Source organism: Plantactinospora veratri (genome assembly GCF_036421995.1).
Lineage (GTDB): Bacteria > Actinomycetota > Actinomycetes > Mycobacteriales > Micromonosporaceae > Plantactinospora > Plantactinospora veratri.
In genome coordinates, this window is the sequence record NZ_JAZGQL010000017.1 from 147818 (window position 1) to 162515 (window position 14698).

The 14698-nt window shown below is 72.6% G+C and carries 13 protein-coding genes; 4 read left to right on the plus strand and 9 right to left on the minus strand.

Annotation, left to right across the window (positions count from 1 at the left end; translation table 11 throughout):
• Positions 1-5: 5 nt before the first annotated feature.
• Together V1634_RS22475 and V1634_RS22480 are read right to left on the minus strand one after the other, a co-directional pair.
• Positions 6-413 (minus strand): MoaD/ThiS family protein, encoded by a 408-nt coding sequence (locus V1634_RS22475; protein WP_331209851.1) that lies wholly within the window; start codon positions 411-413, stop codon positions 6-8.
• 69 nt (positions 414-482) lie between these two features.
• A complete protein-coding gene (locus V1634_RS22480) occupies positions 483-971 on the minus strand; it encodes a M67 family metallopeptidase (RefSeq protein ID WP_331209852.1) in 489 nt (162 codons plus the stop codon).
• Positions 972-1184: 213 nt separating this feature from the next.
• On the opposite strand from V1634_RS22480, the gene V1634_RS22485 reads away from it, so the two are divergent.
• Entirely contained in the window at positions 1185-2045 is an 861-nt protein-coding gene (locus tag V1634_RS22485) for an aldo/keto reductase (RefSeq protein ID WP_331209853.1), read from the plus strand.
• 101 nt (positions 2046-2146) lie between these two features.
• Here the strand turns inward: V1634_RS22485 and V1634_RS22490 are convergent, their stop codons facing one another.
• From V1634_RS22490 to V1634_RS22500, 3 genes are all read right to left on the minus strand, one after another.
• Positions 2147-2683 (minus strand): DUF2017 domain-containing protein, encoded by a 537-nt coding sequence (locus tag V1634_RS22490; protein ID WP_331209854.1) that lies wholly within the window; start codon positions 2681-2683, stop codon positions 2147-2149.
• A complete protein-coding gene (clpS, locus tag V1634_RS22495; RefSeq protein WP_107258180.1) occupies positions 2659-2949 on the minus strand; it encodes an ATP-dependent Clp protease adapter ClpS in 291 nt (96 codons plus the stop codon). Before clpS ends, V1634_RS22490 begins: the two co-directional genes overlap by 25 nt.
• 70 nt (positions 2950-3019) lie before the next feature.
• Positions 3020-4576 (minus strand): hypothetical protein, encoded by a 1557-nt coding sequence (locus V1634_RS22500; protein ID WP_331209855.1) that lies wholly within the window; start codon positions 4574-4576, stop codon positions 3020-3022.
• 225 nt (positions 4577-4801) lie between these two features.
• On the opposite strand from V1634_RS22500, the gene V1634_RS22505 reads away from it, so the two are divergent.
• From V1634_RS22505 to V1634_RS22515, 3 genes are read left to right on the plus strand one after another with little or no spacing between them, the layout of a single operon-like run.
• Positions 4802-7480: a LuxR C-terminal-related transcriptional regulator gene (locus V1634_RS22505; protein WP_331209856.1), complete on the plus strand. Its 2679-nt coding sequence runs from the start codon at positions 4802-4804 to the stop codon at positions 7478-7480.
• A 40-nt stretch (positions 7481-7520) separates the two neighbouring features.
• A complete protein-coding gene (locus tag V1634_RS22510) occupies positions 7521-8819 on the plus strand; it encodes a nicotinate phosphoribosyltransferase (protein WP_331209857.1) in 1299 nt (432 codons plus the stop codon).
• A gap of 2 nt (positions 8820-8821) precedes the next feature.
• Positions 8822-9397: an isochorismatase family protein gene (locus V1634_RS22515; protein ID WP_331209858.1), complete on the plus strand. Its 576-nt coding sequence runs from the start codon at positions 8822-8824 to the stop codon at positions 9395-9397.
• 149 nt (positions 9398-9546) lie between these two features.
• Here V1634_RS22515 and ctaD read toward each other — a convergent pair whose 3' ends face one another.
• The 4 genes from ctaD to eda all read right to left on the minus strand — a co-directional run bounded on the left by ctaD (position 9547) and on the right by eda (position 14647).
• Positions 9547-11307: an aa3-type cytochrome oxidase subunit I gene (ctaD, locus tag V1634_RS22520; RefSeq protein ID WP_331209859.1), complete on the minus strand. Its 1761-nt coding sequence runs from the start codon at positions 11305-11307 to the stop codon at positions 9547-9549.
• Positions 11308-11485: 178 nt separating this feature from the next.
• The gene (locus V1634_RS22525) at positions 11486-12592 is read right to left on the minus strand and encodes an FAD-dependent monooxygenase (RefSeq protein ID WP_331209860.1); all 1107 of its coding nucleotides are present in this window, start codon (positions 12590-12592) and stop codon (positions 11486-11488) included.
• A 222-nt stretch (positions 12593-12814) separates the two neighbouring features.
• The gene (locus V1634_RS22530) at positions 12815-13912 is read right to left on the minus strand and encodes a sugar kinase (RefSeq protein WP_331209861.1); all 1098 of its coding nucleotides are present in this window, start codon (positions 13910-13912) and stop codon (positions 12815-12817) included.
• 75 nt (positions 13913-13987) lie between these two features.
• Positions 13988-14647: a bifunctional 4-hydroxy-2-oxoglutarate aldolase/2-dehydro-3-deoxy-phosphogluconate aldolase gene (gene eda, locus V1634_RS22535; RefSeq protein WP_331209862.1), complete on the minus strand. Its 660-nt coding sequence runs from the start codon at positions 14645-14647 to the stop codon at positions 13988-13990.
• Between the last annotated feature and the right edge of the window lie 51 nt (positions 14648-14698).

Genomic DNA, 14698 nt, shown 5'->3' on the forward strand with positions numbered 1-14698 from the left:
CCGCCTCAGCGCGCGGCGGACGCGGCGGGCACCGACGTGCCGTGCCCGATGGTCGCGGCCGCCGCCGCACTGTGCCCGATGGTCGCGGCCGCCGCCGCACTGTGCCCGATGATCGCGGCTGCCGCCGCGAAGCCGAACGCACCCCCGGCCACCGCCGGCAGGATGGTGACGGTGTCCCCGTCGGAGAGCTTGGCGTCCAGCGCGCCGAGGAACCGGACGTCCTCGTCGTTGACGTAGACGTTGACGAAGCGGTGCAGCGCGCCCTGCTCGGTGACCAGGCGACCGCGCAGGCCGGAGTACTTGCCGTCCAGGTCGGACAGGAGGTCGTTGAGCGAGTCACCGGACCCCTCGACGACCTTGGCGCCGCCGGTGTAGCTGCGCAGGATGGTGGGGATGCGAACCTCGATAGCCATGACTGATGTGCTCCTTGAAACGACGGAGTTGGGGAACGGACTACGAAAACGGCTGCTGAGCTGCGGAAGTCAGCGGCCGGAACACTCGTAGTCGACCGTCGCCGGGCTCTGCCCGAACATGTACGACTGCACGGCGTTCGGGTCCACCGTGGCGTCGACGACCCGGATCGGCTCCTCGGTCACCACCCCGTCCACGATCCGGAACGACCGGATCTCCTCGGTCTCCGGATCACGGGTGGAGACCAGCAGATAGTGCGCCCCCGGCTCTCCGGCGAAGGAGATGTCGGTGCGGGACGGATAGGCCTCGGTCGCGGTGTGCGAGTGGTAGATCACCACCGGCTCCTCGTCGCGATCGTCCATCTCCCGCCAGACCCGCAACTGCTCCATCGAGTCGAACTCGTAGAACGTCATGGACCGCGCGGCGTTCACCATCGGGATGTGCCGGGTCGGGGTGTCGGCGCCGGCCGGGCCGGCGACCACGCCGCACGCCTCGTCCGGGTGGTCCCGGCGGGCGTGCGCGACGATCGCCTCGACTATCGACCGGTCGATGCTCAGCACAGGCCCAGCCTACCGCCTGCCGGGCCGGCCCGGAGCGGTCGATCCCGGCCGGCGGGAGTGGCCGACCTCACGTGACCTCGCCGGGCGGGCGGTGCCAGCCTGTGACAGAAAGAGTGGATCGAGATCCGGGCACCGGACCGCACGGGTTCCGACGGTGGGAAACGTCCCGGCGCCGGGCCGCCGGCCGGGTGCCCGAGTGGAGGAGACAGTGCGATGAACTCACGACGTATCGGCGACACCGAGGTGAGCGCCATCGGTCTGGGCGGCATGCCGATGTCGATCGAGGGACGGCCGGACGAGGAGCGCTCGATCCGCACCATCCACGCCGCGCTGGACGCGGGCGTGACCCTGATCGACACCGCCGACGCGTACCACCTGCACGCCGACGAGGTGGGACACAACGAGTCGCTGATCGCGCGGGCGCTGGCCAGCTACGGCGGGGACACCTCCGGGGTACTGGTCGCCACCAAGGGCGGGCACCTGCGCCCCGGCGACGGAAGCTGGTCCGTCAACAGCTCGCCGGAATACCTCAGGAGCGCCTGCGAGGCGTCCTGCAAGCGGCTGGGGGTGGAGGCGATCGGGCTCTACCAGCACCACCGCCCCGACCCCCGGGTCCCGTACGCCGACGCGATCGGCGCGATCCGGGACCTGGTCGACGCCGGCAAGGTACGGATGGCCGGCATCTCCAACGCCAACCCGGAGCAGATCCGGCAGGCCCGGGAGATCCTCGGCGACCGGCTGGTGTCGGTGCAGAACCAGTACTCCCCGGCGTTCCGCAGCTCCGAGCCGGAGCTGGCGCTCTGCGACGAGCTGGGACTGGCCTTCCTGCCCTGGTCCCCGCTGGGCGGGATCTCCCGGGCCGGCGAGCTGGGCAGCCGGTTCGCGCCGTTCGCCGAGGTGGCCGCCGCCCGGGGCGTCAGCCCGCAGCAGGTCTGCCTGGCCTGGCTGCTGGCCAGGTCGCCGCAGGTGATCCCGATCCCCGGGTCGAGCCGGCCGGAGACGATCCGGGACTCGGTGGCCGCCACCGAACTCCAGCTCGACGAGGACGAGCTGGCCGTTCTCGACCGGGCCTGACCGCCCCGACCGGGGCGCCGACCGGCCCGCACCGCAGCCGGACCGGTCCGCGGTCGGCGCAGGGGTCCCGCCGCCGGGCGGGGCCCCGTCCGGTCGGGCCGTCAGTCGCCGAGCCTGCCGTCGACAAGCGCCCTGAGCAGCGACTCCTGGAGATAACCCAGGTAGGCGTAGATGGAGAGCTGGAAGACCCGGGTCGACGTCGGGTCGTGCAGCACCGCGTCGTCCAGCTCGTCGCCGAGGTCGGTGTCGGCGGAGATGCCCAGGCGTACCCCCATCGCCAGCCGGGCGTCGTTGAGGGCCCGCAGCCACGCCTCGGCCGCCTCCGCGTCGAGGCGTACCTCGCCGCCGCTGGGCGGGGGCAGCGCCGCGAGTACCGCGCCCGCCTGGTCGATCTTGCCGGTCTTCAGGTCACCCTCGGTGTACTGCCGGAACTCGGCCGAGTCGCCCGGGTTCTCCGGATAGGTGTCTGGAAACAGCCGCCCGACGACCGGGTCGGAGTGGTCGAAGCCGTCGGTGAGCAGGCCGACCACCTCGGAAGCGACCTTGCGGAGCACCCGGACCTCGTCGGCGGCGAACGTGGCGACGCAGTGCTCGCCCTGGCGGCGAAACGTACTCACGCCCGGTCCACCGTCGCCCACAGCCCGTACGCGTGCAGCTGGGACGCGTCGTGCTCCATCCGCTCGCGGGCGCCGCTGGACACCACCGCCTTGCCCTTGTTGTGCACGTCGAGCATCAGTTTCTCGGCCTTCTCGTGGCTGTAGCCGAAGAGTTTCTGGAACACCCAGGTCACGTACGACATCAGGTTGACCGGGTCGTCCCAGACGATCGTCACCCATGCCCCGTCGGCGACCGGCACCTCTTCGGTGTCCGGCGCGTGGACCGGTGCAACCTGTGGAGCCGCCATGCCCCCCATCGTGCCACCGTCGGCGGCGAACCGAGGAACCGGAACGCCGCCGGACGCGAACCGGGTCGGTTCAGGCGAGCAGACGACCGTGCCGGACCGCCTCGGTCAGCACCCCGGTGAGCGAGCCGGCGACCGCCTCGAACCGCCGGGACACCTCGCGGCTGAGCTCCACCTCGGTCTCCCGCAGCGCCCGGCCCAGCCAGGACCGGGCGTGGATCGGATCCGTCCGGCAGGGGTTGCGCCAGTACTGGTAGCAGCCGCCGGAGAGACCGACGCCGAGCGGCGGCAGGATGGCTCCGGCCGTACCGCCGGGATAGCCGGCGAGCGCGTTGACCGCACCCAGCCCGTACACCGTCTCGACCTCGCCACTCTCCCGGATCAGCAGTACCCGGTCGAAGTCCCGGGCGGCCCGCTCGGCGGCGAGCCCCCAGCCGACCGCGGCGGCGGCACGCATCCGTACGCCCTCGTCCGGTACCTCGCCGAAGACCCGGGCGAGCGACTCGTCGAGCATCTTGTCGACGCCCGCGTCGCAGGCCGCCACCACCTCCAGGGACAGCGCCTCGACCTCCCGGTCGAGCAGGGCGGGCAGCCCCGGCACGCCGGTACCGCCGACCACCTCCCGTACGCAGCGCAGGTGGATGGCGGCGATCTCCAGCGCGATGTCCCGGCGGAGCTGGTGCGCGAGTTCCCGGGAACGCCGCTCCAGCCGGTCGGCCCAGTCCGAGGTCCGGGCGGCCGGCGCGACCGGAACCGTCCGGGTGGACCCGGGCACGACCGGCGGGGTCAGGCTGGCCCGGCGCAGCCCCTCGGCGCTGGCCCAGTCGATCAGGGCCCGGCGCAGGTAGGCGGTGTCGGCGGCGACCGGGTCGAGGTCGATCCAGTCCACTCCGGCGAGCGCGGGCACCGCCGCGAGCAGCGTGGCCCGGCGGGCGGCGAGCCAGCCCTGCGCCGACTCGTCCTCCTCGGCCGCCGACTCCTCGCCGTAGACCGGAACGGTGACAACTTCCGGCGGTACACCCGCGGAGGTTTCCGGGCCGGCGGGCCAGCCGGGGTCGGCGCCCGGGGTGCCGACCAGGAAGACGGCGGCCTCCCCGGCCACCTCGGCGAGCAGGTCCAGTTCGGCGGCGGCGACGGGCTGGTCGTCCGGGAGTACGTAGAGCAGCGCGCCGCCCCGGCGCACGGCGTCGCGGACCACCCGGACGCCGGCCACACCGAGCGTGCCGGTGTCCGGCGCGTCGACCAGGGTGAAGTGCCGCAGCAGCGGGGCGGGCACGGTCAGCTCGACCCGGCGTGGCGGGCGGGCCAGGGCCGGGCCCGCGCCGACCGGCGCCGGCCGGTACTCCCGGGAGGAGCGCAGCCCGGGCACGTAGGCGGCGCCGCCGACGGCCGGCCCGTGGTCGACCACCAGGAAGCTTCCCGCCGGCACCCGCAGCGGCGGCGCGGCGGCGCCGAGCAGTCCGGCGAGTACGGCCCGGCGGTCCTCGGCGGACGGCCCGATCGTGATCACGGCGAGCGGTTCGTCGGGCGGGGCCTCGACCAGCGCCGGTTCGTTGCCCGCGCTGCGCCGGGGTGTCCGGGCGCCGGGCGTGCCCGGCGGTCCGGAGACGGGGAGCGACCGGAACTCCATCGCCGTGCGCACCTCCCAGCCGGCCGGAACGCTCCGGCCGGGCGCCGCTGCCGTCGGCGTGTCCGCACCGGGTGGTACCGGCCGGGTTCGCCGAATATCGGAACGCTACGTGTCGATGCCCGTACGCTACGAGCACCAACGATACTCATGGATACCCGGTCGGCTACTCAAATTCATTCAGTCACCAGGCGCGCGCGGATGGCACCCGGTCTATATGCTGCCCCGATGGGGCGGTGGAGCTTCGTTGGTCGGACAGCTGAACTCAACCGGTTGGTGAGTGCCGCCACCAGCCCGGGCAGCCGAGGCATCTTCTTCAGCGGCACCGCCGGAGTCGGCAAGAGCCGGCTGCTCAGTGAGGGTTTGGCCGAACTGCCCGGACACGGCTGCGCCGTCTGGTCCGCCTCCGCCAACATCGCCACCGCCGGAATCCCGTTCGGTGGGCTCGCCCAGGTGCTCCCGGCCGACCAGCCCGCCGGCCTCTCCCCCGCCGGGATCATGCGCTGGGCCGTCGACGCGCTGCACCAGCAGGCGGCGGGGCGGCGGATCGTGATCGGCATCGACGACGCGCACCTGCTCGACCCCTCCTCGGCCGCCCTGGTCTATCTGATCGCCCGCTCCGACAACGCCACGGTGCTCGGCACGCTGCGCAGCGGCGAGCCGGTGCCGCTGCCGATCCGCGCGCTCTGGACCGACGACCTGGTCGACCACGCCGAGCTGGCGCCGCTGGACCCGGGCGACAGCAAGGACCTGCTCACCGCGATGCTCGGCGATCCGGTGGACGCGCCGTCGGCGGACCGGCTCTACCGGCTCTCCGCCGGCAACGCCCTGATGCTCCGGGAGTTGATCATCGCGGCGCACGCCAGCGACGAACTGACCCGGACCTACGGCGTCTGGCAGTGGACCGGCCGCAGCCAGCTCTCGCCCAGCCTCGACGAGCTGATCGACGCCCGGATCGGCCAGCTCGACCCGGGCGTACGCGCGGTGGTCGAACTGGTCGCGATGGGCGAGCCGATCGGGCTGGCCCTGCTGCACCGGGCGACCGACAGCTCCAGCGTGGAGACCGCCGAGGAGCGCGGCCTGATCCGGGTCGACGTGCACGACCGCCGCTCGAACGTCCGGCTGGCCCACCCGCTCTACGGCGAGGTTGTCCGGCGGCGCTGCCCGGTCACCCGGGCCCGCCGGCTCAACGCCCACCTCGCCGAACTGGTCGAGCGGGTCGGCACCCGGCGCCGCGACGACCTGCTCCGGGTGGCGGTCTGGCGGCTCGACTCCGGCACCGCGCAGGATCCGGCCCTGCTGCTGCGGGCCGGCGGGCAGGCGTTCAGCCAGTTCGACGTACCGCTCGCCGCCAGGCTGGCCCGGGCCGCGTTGGAGGCCGGCGGCGGCTACCAGGCCGCCGAGCTGCTGGCCACCATCCTGATGTTCGGCGACCAGGCCGAGGAGGCGATCCGGGTACTCGACTCGGTCGCCGACCAGATCTCCTCCGACGAGCGGCGCAGCCGGTGGCTGACCGTACGCGGGATGGTGTCGTACTGGGGACTCAACCGGGAGTCCACGGTGGCCGAGATCGCGGCGGACGCCCAACGGCTGACCGACCCGGCCGACCGGGCCCGGGTGCTGGCCTTCGAGGCGATCATGCGGCTGCACCGGCTGGAGTGTGCCGAGGCGCTGCGACTGAGCCGCTCCGTACTCGACCGCCCGGCCGCCTCGGTGGCCGCCCGTGGCCTGGCCCGGTGCACGATCGCGCACCTACAGGCCGCCCGGGGCGAGTTGACGCTCAGCGGCCGGGCCGTCGACGGGGTGGCCGCCGAGGCGGCGCAGTGGCGGACCGAGATGCCCTACCTGCAACTCGCGCTGGAGCTGGCCCGGGGTACCCGGCTGGCGCTCGCCGGTGACCTGGCCGGGATCGACGCGATCGTCGCCGCCGAATTCGCCGACCTGGCCGATGCGGGCGACTTCCGGCTCGGCTCCGGCTACCTCTCCATCCTGCGCGCCCAGGCGGCCCGGCTGCGTGGCCAGACCGGCGAGGCGCTGCGGACCAGCCTCGGCGCCTGCGCCGTCCTCGCCACCAGCCGGGTCTTCGCCGGGCTGGCGCACGCGGAGCGGGCCCAGGCGGCGGCGATGCGCGGCGACGTCGACTCCGCGGTCGAGGCGATGGCCGAGTCGGACCGGTCGCAGACCTCCGGGATGGCCGTGCTCTATCCGTGGCTCGAACAGGCCAGGGCCACCGTGCTGGCCGGCACCGGTGATCTCGCCGGTGCGGTCGGCACGCTCCGCGAGCTGGTCAACCGGCTCCAGGCGGACGGTTTCGCCGGGCACGAGGTGCTGGCCCTGCACGATCTGGTGCGGTTCGGCCGGGCCGACATCGAGGTCGGCGAGCCGACCGTCACCGGCCGGCGGCGCACGGTGGCCCAGCGGCTGACCGAGCTGAGCGAGGCGGTGGACGGGCCGCTGCCGGCGCTGATGGCCCGACACGCCCGGGCCGAGTACGGCCACTCCGGCGACCAGTTGCTCGCCGTCGCGGAGGGCTTCGCCGAACTCGACCTCAACGTCTTCGCGGCCGAGGCGACCAGCCGGGCGGTGACCCGGCTGCGGGCGGCCCGGTCGAACCGGTCGCACGAGGCGAACCTGCGGCTCGCCGGGCTGCTCCGCCGCTGCGACGTACTGCGTACGCCCGCGCTGTCGGTGCGCCAGCCGGCGCTGACCGATCGGGAGCGGCAGATCGCCCGGCTGGCCGCCCGGGGTCTGGCCAGCCGGAACATCGCCGAGCAGCTCTACATCTCCACCCGGACGGTGGAGAACCATCTCCAGCGGGTCTACAACAAGCTCGGGGTGGCCGGTCGTGGCGAGTTGTGGCCCGCGTTGAAGTCGATCCCGGAGCAGGAGGGCGAGCCGGACCGTTGACCGGCGACGGGCGGCGACGCGACACGCTTAGGCTGACGTGGTGCACAGTTCCCGCCCCGCGCTGCTCACCGACCACTACGAGCTGACCATGGTCAGCGCCGCCCTCCGGGACGGCACCGCCGACCGGCACTGCGTCTTCGAGGTCTTCACCCGCCGGCTGCCGACCGGCCGCCGCTACGGGGTGGTCGCCGGCACCGGCCGGCTGGTCGACCTGCTGGCGGACTTCCGGTTCGACGAGTCGGACGTCGCCTTCCTCCGGGACACCGGGGTGGTCGACGACCCGACCGCGCAGTGGTTGTCGAGTTATCGGTTCAGCGGTGACATCGACGGCTACGCCGAGGGCGAACTCTACTTCCCCGGCTCGCCGATCCTGACCGTCTCCGGCACCTTCGCCGAGTGCGTACTGCTGGAGACGCTGACGCTGTCGGTGCTCAACCACGACTCGGCGATCGCGGCGGCGGCGGCCCGGATGGTGACCGCGGCGCGCGGCCGTACGCTGATCGAGATGGGTGCCCGGCGGGCCAACGAGGAGGCGGCGGTGGCGGCGGCCCGGGCCAGCTATCTGGCCGGGTTCGGCTACACCTCCAACCTGGCCGCCGGGCAGCGCTACCGGATACCGACCGCCGGCACCGCCGCGCACGCCTTCACGCTGCTGCACGACGACGAGCCGACCGCGTTCGCCTCGCAGGTCGCGGCGCAGGGCAAGAGCACCACGCTGCTGGTCGACACCTACGACATCGCCCAGGGCATCCGGAACGCGATCGCGGTCGCCGGGCCCGACCTGCGGGCGGTGCGGATCGACTCCGGCGACCTCGCGGTGCTGGCCCAGCACTCCCGGGAACTCCTCGACTCGCTCGGCGCCACCGAGACCAAGATCATCGTTTCCGGGGACCTCGACGAGTACGCCATCGCCGCGCTCGCCGCCGAGCCGGTCGACATGTACGGCGCCGGCACCGCCGTGGTGACCGGCTCGGGCGCACCTACCGCCGGTCTGGTCTACAAACTGGTCGAGGTGGAGGGCCGCTCGGTGGTGAAGCGCTCCGAGCACAAGGCGACCGTCGGCGGGCGGAAGGTGGCCGTCCGGCGGCACAAGCCCAGCGGTACGGCGACCGAGGAGGTCGTCGTCTCGCAGGGCGTACCCGAGCCGCAGCCCGGCGACCGGGCGTTGCAGCGGCGGTACGTCACGGGCGGCGAGCCACAACCGCTGCCGAGCCTCACCGAGTCGCGGGAGCACCTGCGGCAGTGCCTGATCTCCATCCCCTGGGAGGGACTCAAGCTCTCGGCGGGCGACCCGACCATCCCGGTCACCGTCGTCCCCGCCGACCAGCCGGAAGGGTAGCCATGAGCCGAGCACTGATCATCGTCGACGTGCAGAACGACTTCTGCGAGGGTGGGTCCCTCGCCGTGGCCGGCGGCGCCTCGGTGGCGGCCGGGATCTCCCGGCTGCTCGCCGCCGAGCCGGACCGCTGGGAGCACGTGGTGGCGACCAAGGACTACCACGTGGATCCGGGCGGGCACTTCGCCGACGTCCCCGACTACGCCAACTCGTGGCCCCGGCACTGCGTCGTCGGCACCGAAGGCGCCGGGTTCCATCCGGAGCTGGCCACCGACCGGGTGGAGGCGGTGTTCCACAAGGGCGAGTTCGCGGCGGCGTACTCCGGGTTCGAGGGGACGACCGAGGGGTCCGAGGGGCTGGCCGACTGGCTCCGGCGGCGGTCCGTCGACCGCGTCGAGGTGGTCGGGATCGCCACCGACCACTGTGTCCGGGCCACCGCCCTGGACGCGGCCCGGGAGGGCTTCGCCACCACCGTACTGCTCGACCTGACCGCCGGGGTCGACGCGGGGACGACCGACGCGGCGCTGGACATGCTCCGGGATGCCGGCGTGACCCTGCGCGGCACGCCGGTGGTCAGCTGAGCCGGAAAGCCTGAGGCAGGCGTCGCAGCGCGCTGCGGCGCCTCGGCCCAGCCCAGCGCGACCCAGCCCGGTCCGGCCGGCGGAAACGTCCGCGGCCGGTACCCGGAGGAGTTCCCCTGGGCACCGGCCGCGAGATCGAACCGGGTGGACTACTTCTGGTCGATGTTGCTGGCGGTGTCCTCGGTGTAACTGGCGCCGTGGTCGGATTCGCTGGTCAGCGGCTTGGCGCCACCCTCGGGCGGGCCGGCCAGCGACTGCCCACCGGCGGCGAGTTCCGGGAACTTCGCGTCGAAGGCGGGCCGCTCGGAGCGGATCCGGGGCATCCGGTCGAAGTTGCGCAGCGGTGGCGGCGAACTGGTGGCCCACTCCAGGGAGTTGCCGTGACCCCACGGGTCGGCGACCTCCACCACCGGACCGGCCTTGTACGACTTCCAGACGTTGTAGAGGAACGGCAGGGTCGAGATGCCGGTGATGAACGAACCGATCGTGGAGATCATGTTCAGCGTGGTGAAGTTGTCGATCGCCTGGTAGTCGGCGTACCGCCGGGGCATGCCCTCGTTGCCGAGCCAGTGCTGCACCAGGAACGTGGTGTGGAAGCCGATGAAGGTCAGCCAGAAGTGCACCTTGGCGAGGCGCTCGTCCAGCATCCGGCCGAACATCTTCGGGAACCAGAAGTAGATGCCGGCGTACACGGCGAAGACGATGGTGCCGAAGAGCACGTAGTGGAAGTGCGCCACCACGAAGTAGGAGTCCGAGACGTGGAAGTCGAGCGGCGGGCTGGCCAGCAGTACGCCGGTGAGGCCACCGAAGAGGAAGGTGACCATGAAGCCGATCGACCAGAGCATCGGTGACTCGAAGCTGATCTGGCCCCGCCACATGGTGCCGATCCAGTTGAAGAACTTCATGCCGGTCGGCACCGCGATCAGGAAGCTCAGGAACGAGAAGAACGGCAGCAGCACCTGGCCGGTGGCGAACATGTGGTGCGCCCACACGCTCATCGAGAGCGCGGCGATCGCGATCGTGGCGCCGACCAGACCCTTGTAGCCGAAGATCGGCTTGCGGGAGAAGACCGGGATGACCTCGCTGACGATGCCGAAGAACGGCAGCGCGACGATGTAGACCTCGGGGTGCCCGAAGAACCAGAAGAGGTGCTGCCAGAGCATCGGGCCGCCGGTCTCGGCGTCGAAGACGTGCGCGCCGATGATCCGGTCCGCGGCGAGCGCGAGCAGGGCCGCCGCGAGCAGCGGGAAGACCATGATCACCAGAAGGCTGGTGACCAGGATGTTCCAGGTGAAGATCGGCATCCGGAACATCGTCATGCCGGGCGCCCGCAGCGTCAGGATCGTGGTGATCATGTTGACGGCGCCGAGGATCGTACCCAGACCGGAGATGACCAGCCCGAAGATCCACATGTTCGCGCCGACCCCGGGCGAGTGCTCGACGTTGCTCAGCGGGGTGTACCCGAACCAGCCGAAGTCGGCCGCGCCGCCGGGGGTCATGAAGCCGGCCACCGCCAGCGTCCCGCCGAACAGGTAGAGCCAGTACGCGAAGCTGTTCAGCCGGGGGAACGACACGTCCGGCGCGCCGACCTGGATCGGCACCACGTAGTTCGCGAACGCGAAGACGATCGGCGTCGCGAAGAAGAGCAGCATGATCGTGCCGTGCATGGTGAAGAGCTGGTTGTACTGCTCCGGCGACAGGAACTGGAGTCCCGGTCGGGCCAGCTCGGCGCGCATCAGCAGCGCCATCAGGCCACCGATCATGAAGAACGCGAACGCGGTGACCATATACATGATCCCGATCTGCTTCGCGTCCGTCGTACGCAGCAGCCGCGTGAGTGCCGAGCCCTTGACCGGCTGGCGGACCGGCCACGGCCGGGTCACGATCGGCTTGGGTGCGACGGTGGTCACGAGTGGCCTCCGGTTCTCGTTAGTCCCACTCGGCACGCGCTGTTGATCTGCGAGCCGTACCTCGCAGGCAGAATAGTCCCCGCCAGCGGCGGGTCCCTCCTCGGGTACGCCCCGACCCGCCGACCGGCTCGTCGCGCCGGTCGGGACACCCCGCTCGGGACGCGTGGTCAGGGCGCCGTCACGCCGGGTCGACGAGGAGTCGGTAGTGCTCCTGGAAGATCCGGTTGCCCCGCACCCGCAACAGCGGGTCGCGCAGCGGCGGGGGGACGTTCCGGGTCCGGTCCCGGTCGCGGGTCCGGTCCAGCACCCACTTGATCCGGGGCCGGCGCCGGTTCTCGTAGCCGTACAGCGCCTCGGGCACGCTCGCCGACCGGCACAGCGATCGGGCCAGCACCAGCGCGTCCTCGCAGGCCATCGCGGCGCCCTGGGCCAGCGTCGGCGCGGTGGCGTGCGCGGCGTCACCGACCAGCACCACCCGGCCCCGGGACCACGCGCCCAACTCCACCTCCTCGGTACGGGCCACCTGCACCTGCTCCATCGCGTCCAGGATCGCCGGCACCGGCCCGCCGTAGCCGCCGAAGAGTTCCCGCATCCGGGCCAGCGGATCGGCCGGCGGTGCGGTGCCGACCTCGTCGGCGTAGCAGTGCAGCCGGCCGCCGCCCATCGGCACGGCCACGAACGCGGCCCGCTCGCCGAGCAGCCCGGTCCACTCGGTCAGCGGCGGCCCGCCGCTGACGACGCCGGAGTAGCCGACATGCCCCGTCGGGCGGGCCGGGCCGCCGAGCGCGGCCAGCGCGCGGACCGCCGAGCGTCGGCCGTCGGCACCGACCACCAGGTCGTACTCCGCCCGGCTGCCGTCGCCGAAGGTGACCGTGACAGCGTCCCGGTGCAGGTCCAGGGCCTGGATCTCGGTGTCGTACCTCACCTCGCCGCCGGCCCCGCTCAGCAGTACCCGGTGCAGGTCGGACCGGGGCAGCGCCCGGCACTCGCCCACGCCGGACCAGAGTTTGTCGAGGTCGACCTCGCAGAGTTCCCGGCCGTCGGCGTCCAGGAAGCGCTGGCAGCGGATGACCTGGCCGAGCGGCCGCACCGGATCGTCCAGGCCGATCTCCCGCAGCGCCCGCTCGGTGTTGCCGGGCAGGTAGAGACCGACCTCGGGTCCGCCCGTCCCGGACGACCGCTCGATCACCTCCGGTCGGAACCCCGCGAGCCGGAGGGTACGCGCGACCGCCAGGCCGGCGATCCCCGCGCCGACGACGAGAACGCGCAGGTGGGATGCGGCCATCTGGTGACGCCTCCGGAGGGATCGGCACGCGTTGAAGGCAAGACACTACTCCGCGCTATCACCCCAACGGAAGATCCGATCGGATGTCCCCAGGTCACGGCCGGGTCACCGGCATCGGCCGCAGGATCGCGGCGTCCACCCGATGACCAGGTGATCCCGCCGTCCGACGATGCCGGATCACCGGCCGAGCCAGCCGCCCCGGACTCCGGGGCGGTCACCGCCTCACCTCTGTACCCGGGCACCCGCCCCCCGGACGAGCGCCTCGACCTCCTTCAGGCTGGCCATCGAGGTGTCGCCGGGGGTGGTCATCGCCAGCGCGCCGTGCGCCGCGCCGTACTCCACCGCGCTGGCCAGGTCGCCGCCGGTCAACAGCCGGTAGATCAGCCCGGAGGCGAAACTGTCGCCGCCGCCGACCCGGTCGAGGATCTCCAGGTTCGCCCGGTGGGTCGCCTGCACGAACCCGCTGCCGGCGGACCAGGCGATCGCGCCCCAGTCGTTGACGGTCGCGCTGCGTACCGTGCGCAGCGTCGTCGCCACCACCTGGAAGTTGTCGTACTCCTTGGTGACCGCCTCGATCATCCGCTGGAAGTTCGCCACCTCCAGCTCGGTGAGCGACTCGTCGGTGTCGGGCACCTCGAAGCCGAGCGAGGCGGTGAAGTCCTCCTCGTTGCCGATCATCACGTCGACGTACCGGGCGAGTCGCCGGTTCACCTCCTGCGCCCGGGCCTGGCCGCCGACCGCCTTCCAGAGGCTGGGCCGGTAGTTCAGGTCGTACGAGATCACGGTGCCGTTGCGCCGGGCGGCGGTCATCGCGGCCTCGATGGTCTCCGGGGCGACCTCGGAGAGCGCCGCGTAGATCCCTCCGGTGTGCAGCCAGCGCACGCCCAGGGTGCCGAAGAGGTGGTCCCAGTCGACGTCGTCCGGGCGGAGCTGGCTGGCCGCGGTGTGTCCCCGGTCCGAGGTGCCGACGGCGCCGCGTACCCCGAAGCCCCGCTCGGTGAAGTTGAGCCCGTTGCGGACGCTGCGGCCGATGCCGTCGTAGGGCACCCACCTGACGAACGAGGTGTCCACCCCGCCGGTGAGGATCAGGTCCTCCAGCAGCCGTCCCACCTCGTTGTCGGCGAACGCGCTGACCAGGGCGGTACGCAGCCCGAAGCACCGGCGCAGCCCGCGCGCCACGTTGTACTCGCCGCCGCCCTCCCAGGCCCGGAACGTCCGCGCGGTGCGCACTCGGCCCTCACCCGGGTCGAGCCGGAGCATCACCTCGCCGAGCGAGACCAGGTCGAAGCGGCAGTCGTCGGCGGGACGGAGCGTCAGCATGGGCGGACCTTTCGGGCGGGCCGGGCGGCGCGGGAACGGCGGTGTCGACGGGTCGGAGGGCGCGGGAAGGGGTGCTCAGCCGGCGGAGCGGCTGGCCTCGACGGCGGCGGCGGTCAACCGGGTGACCTCGTCCCAGCGCCCCTCGGCGAGCAGGGCGGGGGCGACCATCCAGGTGCCGCCGACCGCGAGCACGGCGGGCAGCGCCAGGTAGTCGGCGAGGTTGCCGGTGTTGACCCCGCCGGTCGGGACGAACCGGACCGACCGGAACGGGGCGGCCAGCGCCTTGACCATGCCGACCCCGCCGAGCTGCTCGGCCGGGAAGAACTTGACCGTGTCGAGTCCGGCGTCCAGCGCCATCTGGATCTCGGTGGCGGTGGCGGCGCCGGGGAAGACCGGCAGCCCGCGTTCCTGGCAGTGCCGGACCACCGCGGGCGAGAAGCCGGGGCTGACCACGAACCGGGCGCCCGCGTCGGCGGCCTGGTCGACCTGGGCCGGCGTGAGCACGGTGCCGGCGCCGACCAGCAGGTCGGGTCGCTCGGCCATCAACCGGATGGACTCGGCGGCGGCCGCCGTCCGGAAGGTCACCTCGATGGCCCGCAGGCCGCCCTCGGTGAGCGCGGCGGCCAACGCCGGCGCCGAGGCCGCGTCCTCCAGGACCACGACCGGCAGGATCCGGGTCGCGGCGATCGTCTCGGTTACACCGGCAATCTGTTCATCATCTTGAACGCTGGTCACATACGCGACCCTACTGTGCTCCCCGGCACTGTCAAGCCGGCTAGAGTGGCC

What these genes read in the sequence shown, in the direction of transcription:
- V1634_RS22515 (WP_331209858.1), top strand. Translation starts at nt 8,822, where the DNA reads ATGAGCCGAGCACTGATCATCGTCGACGTGCAGAACGACTTCTGCGAG.
- V1634_RS22475 (WP_331209851.1), bottom strand. Translation starts at nt 413, where the DNA reads ATGGCTATCGAGGTTCGCATCCCCACCATCCTGCGCAGCTACACCGGC.
- V1634_RS22485 (WP_331209853.1), top strand. Translation starts at nt 1,185, where the DNA reads ATGAACTCACGACGTATCGGCGACACCGAGGTGAGCGCCATCGGTCTG.
- clpS (WP_107258180.1), bottom strand. Translation starts at nt 2,949, where the DNA reads ATGGCGGCTCCACAGGTTGCACCGGTCCACGCGCCGGACACCGAAGAG.
- V1634_RS22505 (WP_331209856.1), top strand. Translation starts at nt 4,802, where the DNA reads ATGGGGCGGTGGAGCTTCGTTGGTCGGACAGCTGAACTCAACCGGTTG.
- V1634_RS22530 (WP_331209861.1), bottom strand. Translation starts at nt 13,912, where the DNA reads ATGCTGACGCTCCGTCCCGCCGACGACTGCCGCTTCGACCTGGTCTCG.
- V1634_RS22525 (WP_331209860.1), bottom strand. Translation starts at nt 12,592, where the DNA reads ATGGCCGCATCCCACCTGCGCGTTCTCGTCGTCGGCGCGGGGATCGCC.
- V1634_RS22500 (WP_331209855.1), bottom strand. Translation starts at nt 4,576, where the DNA reads ATGGAGTTCCGGTCGCTCCCCGTCTCCGGACCGCCGGGCACGCCCGGC.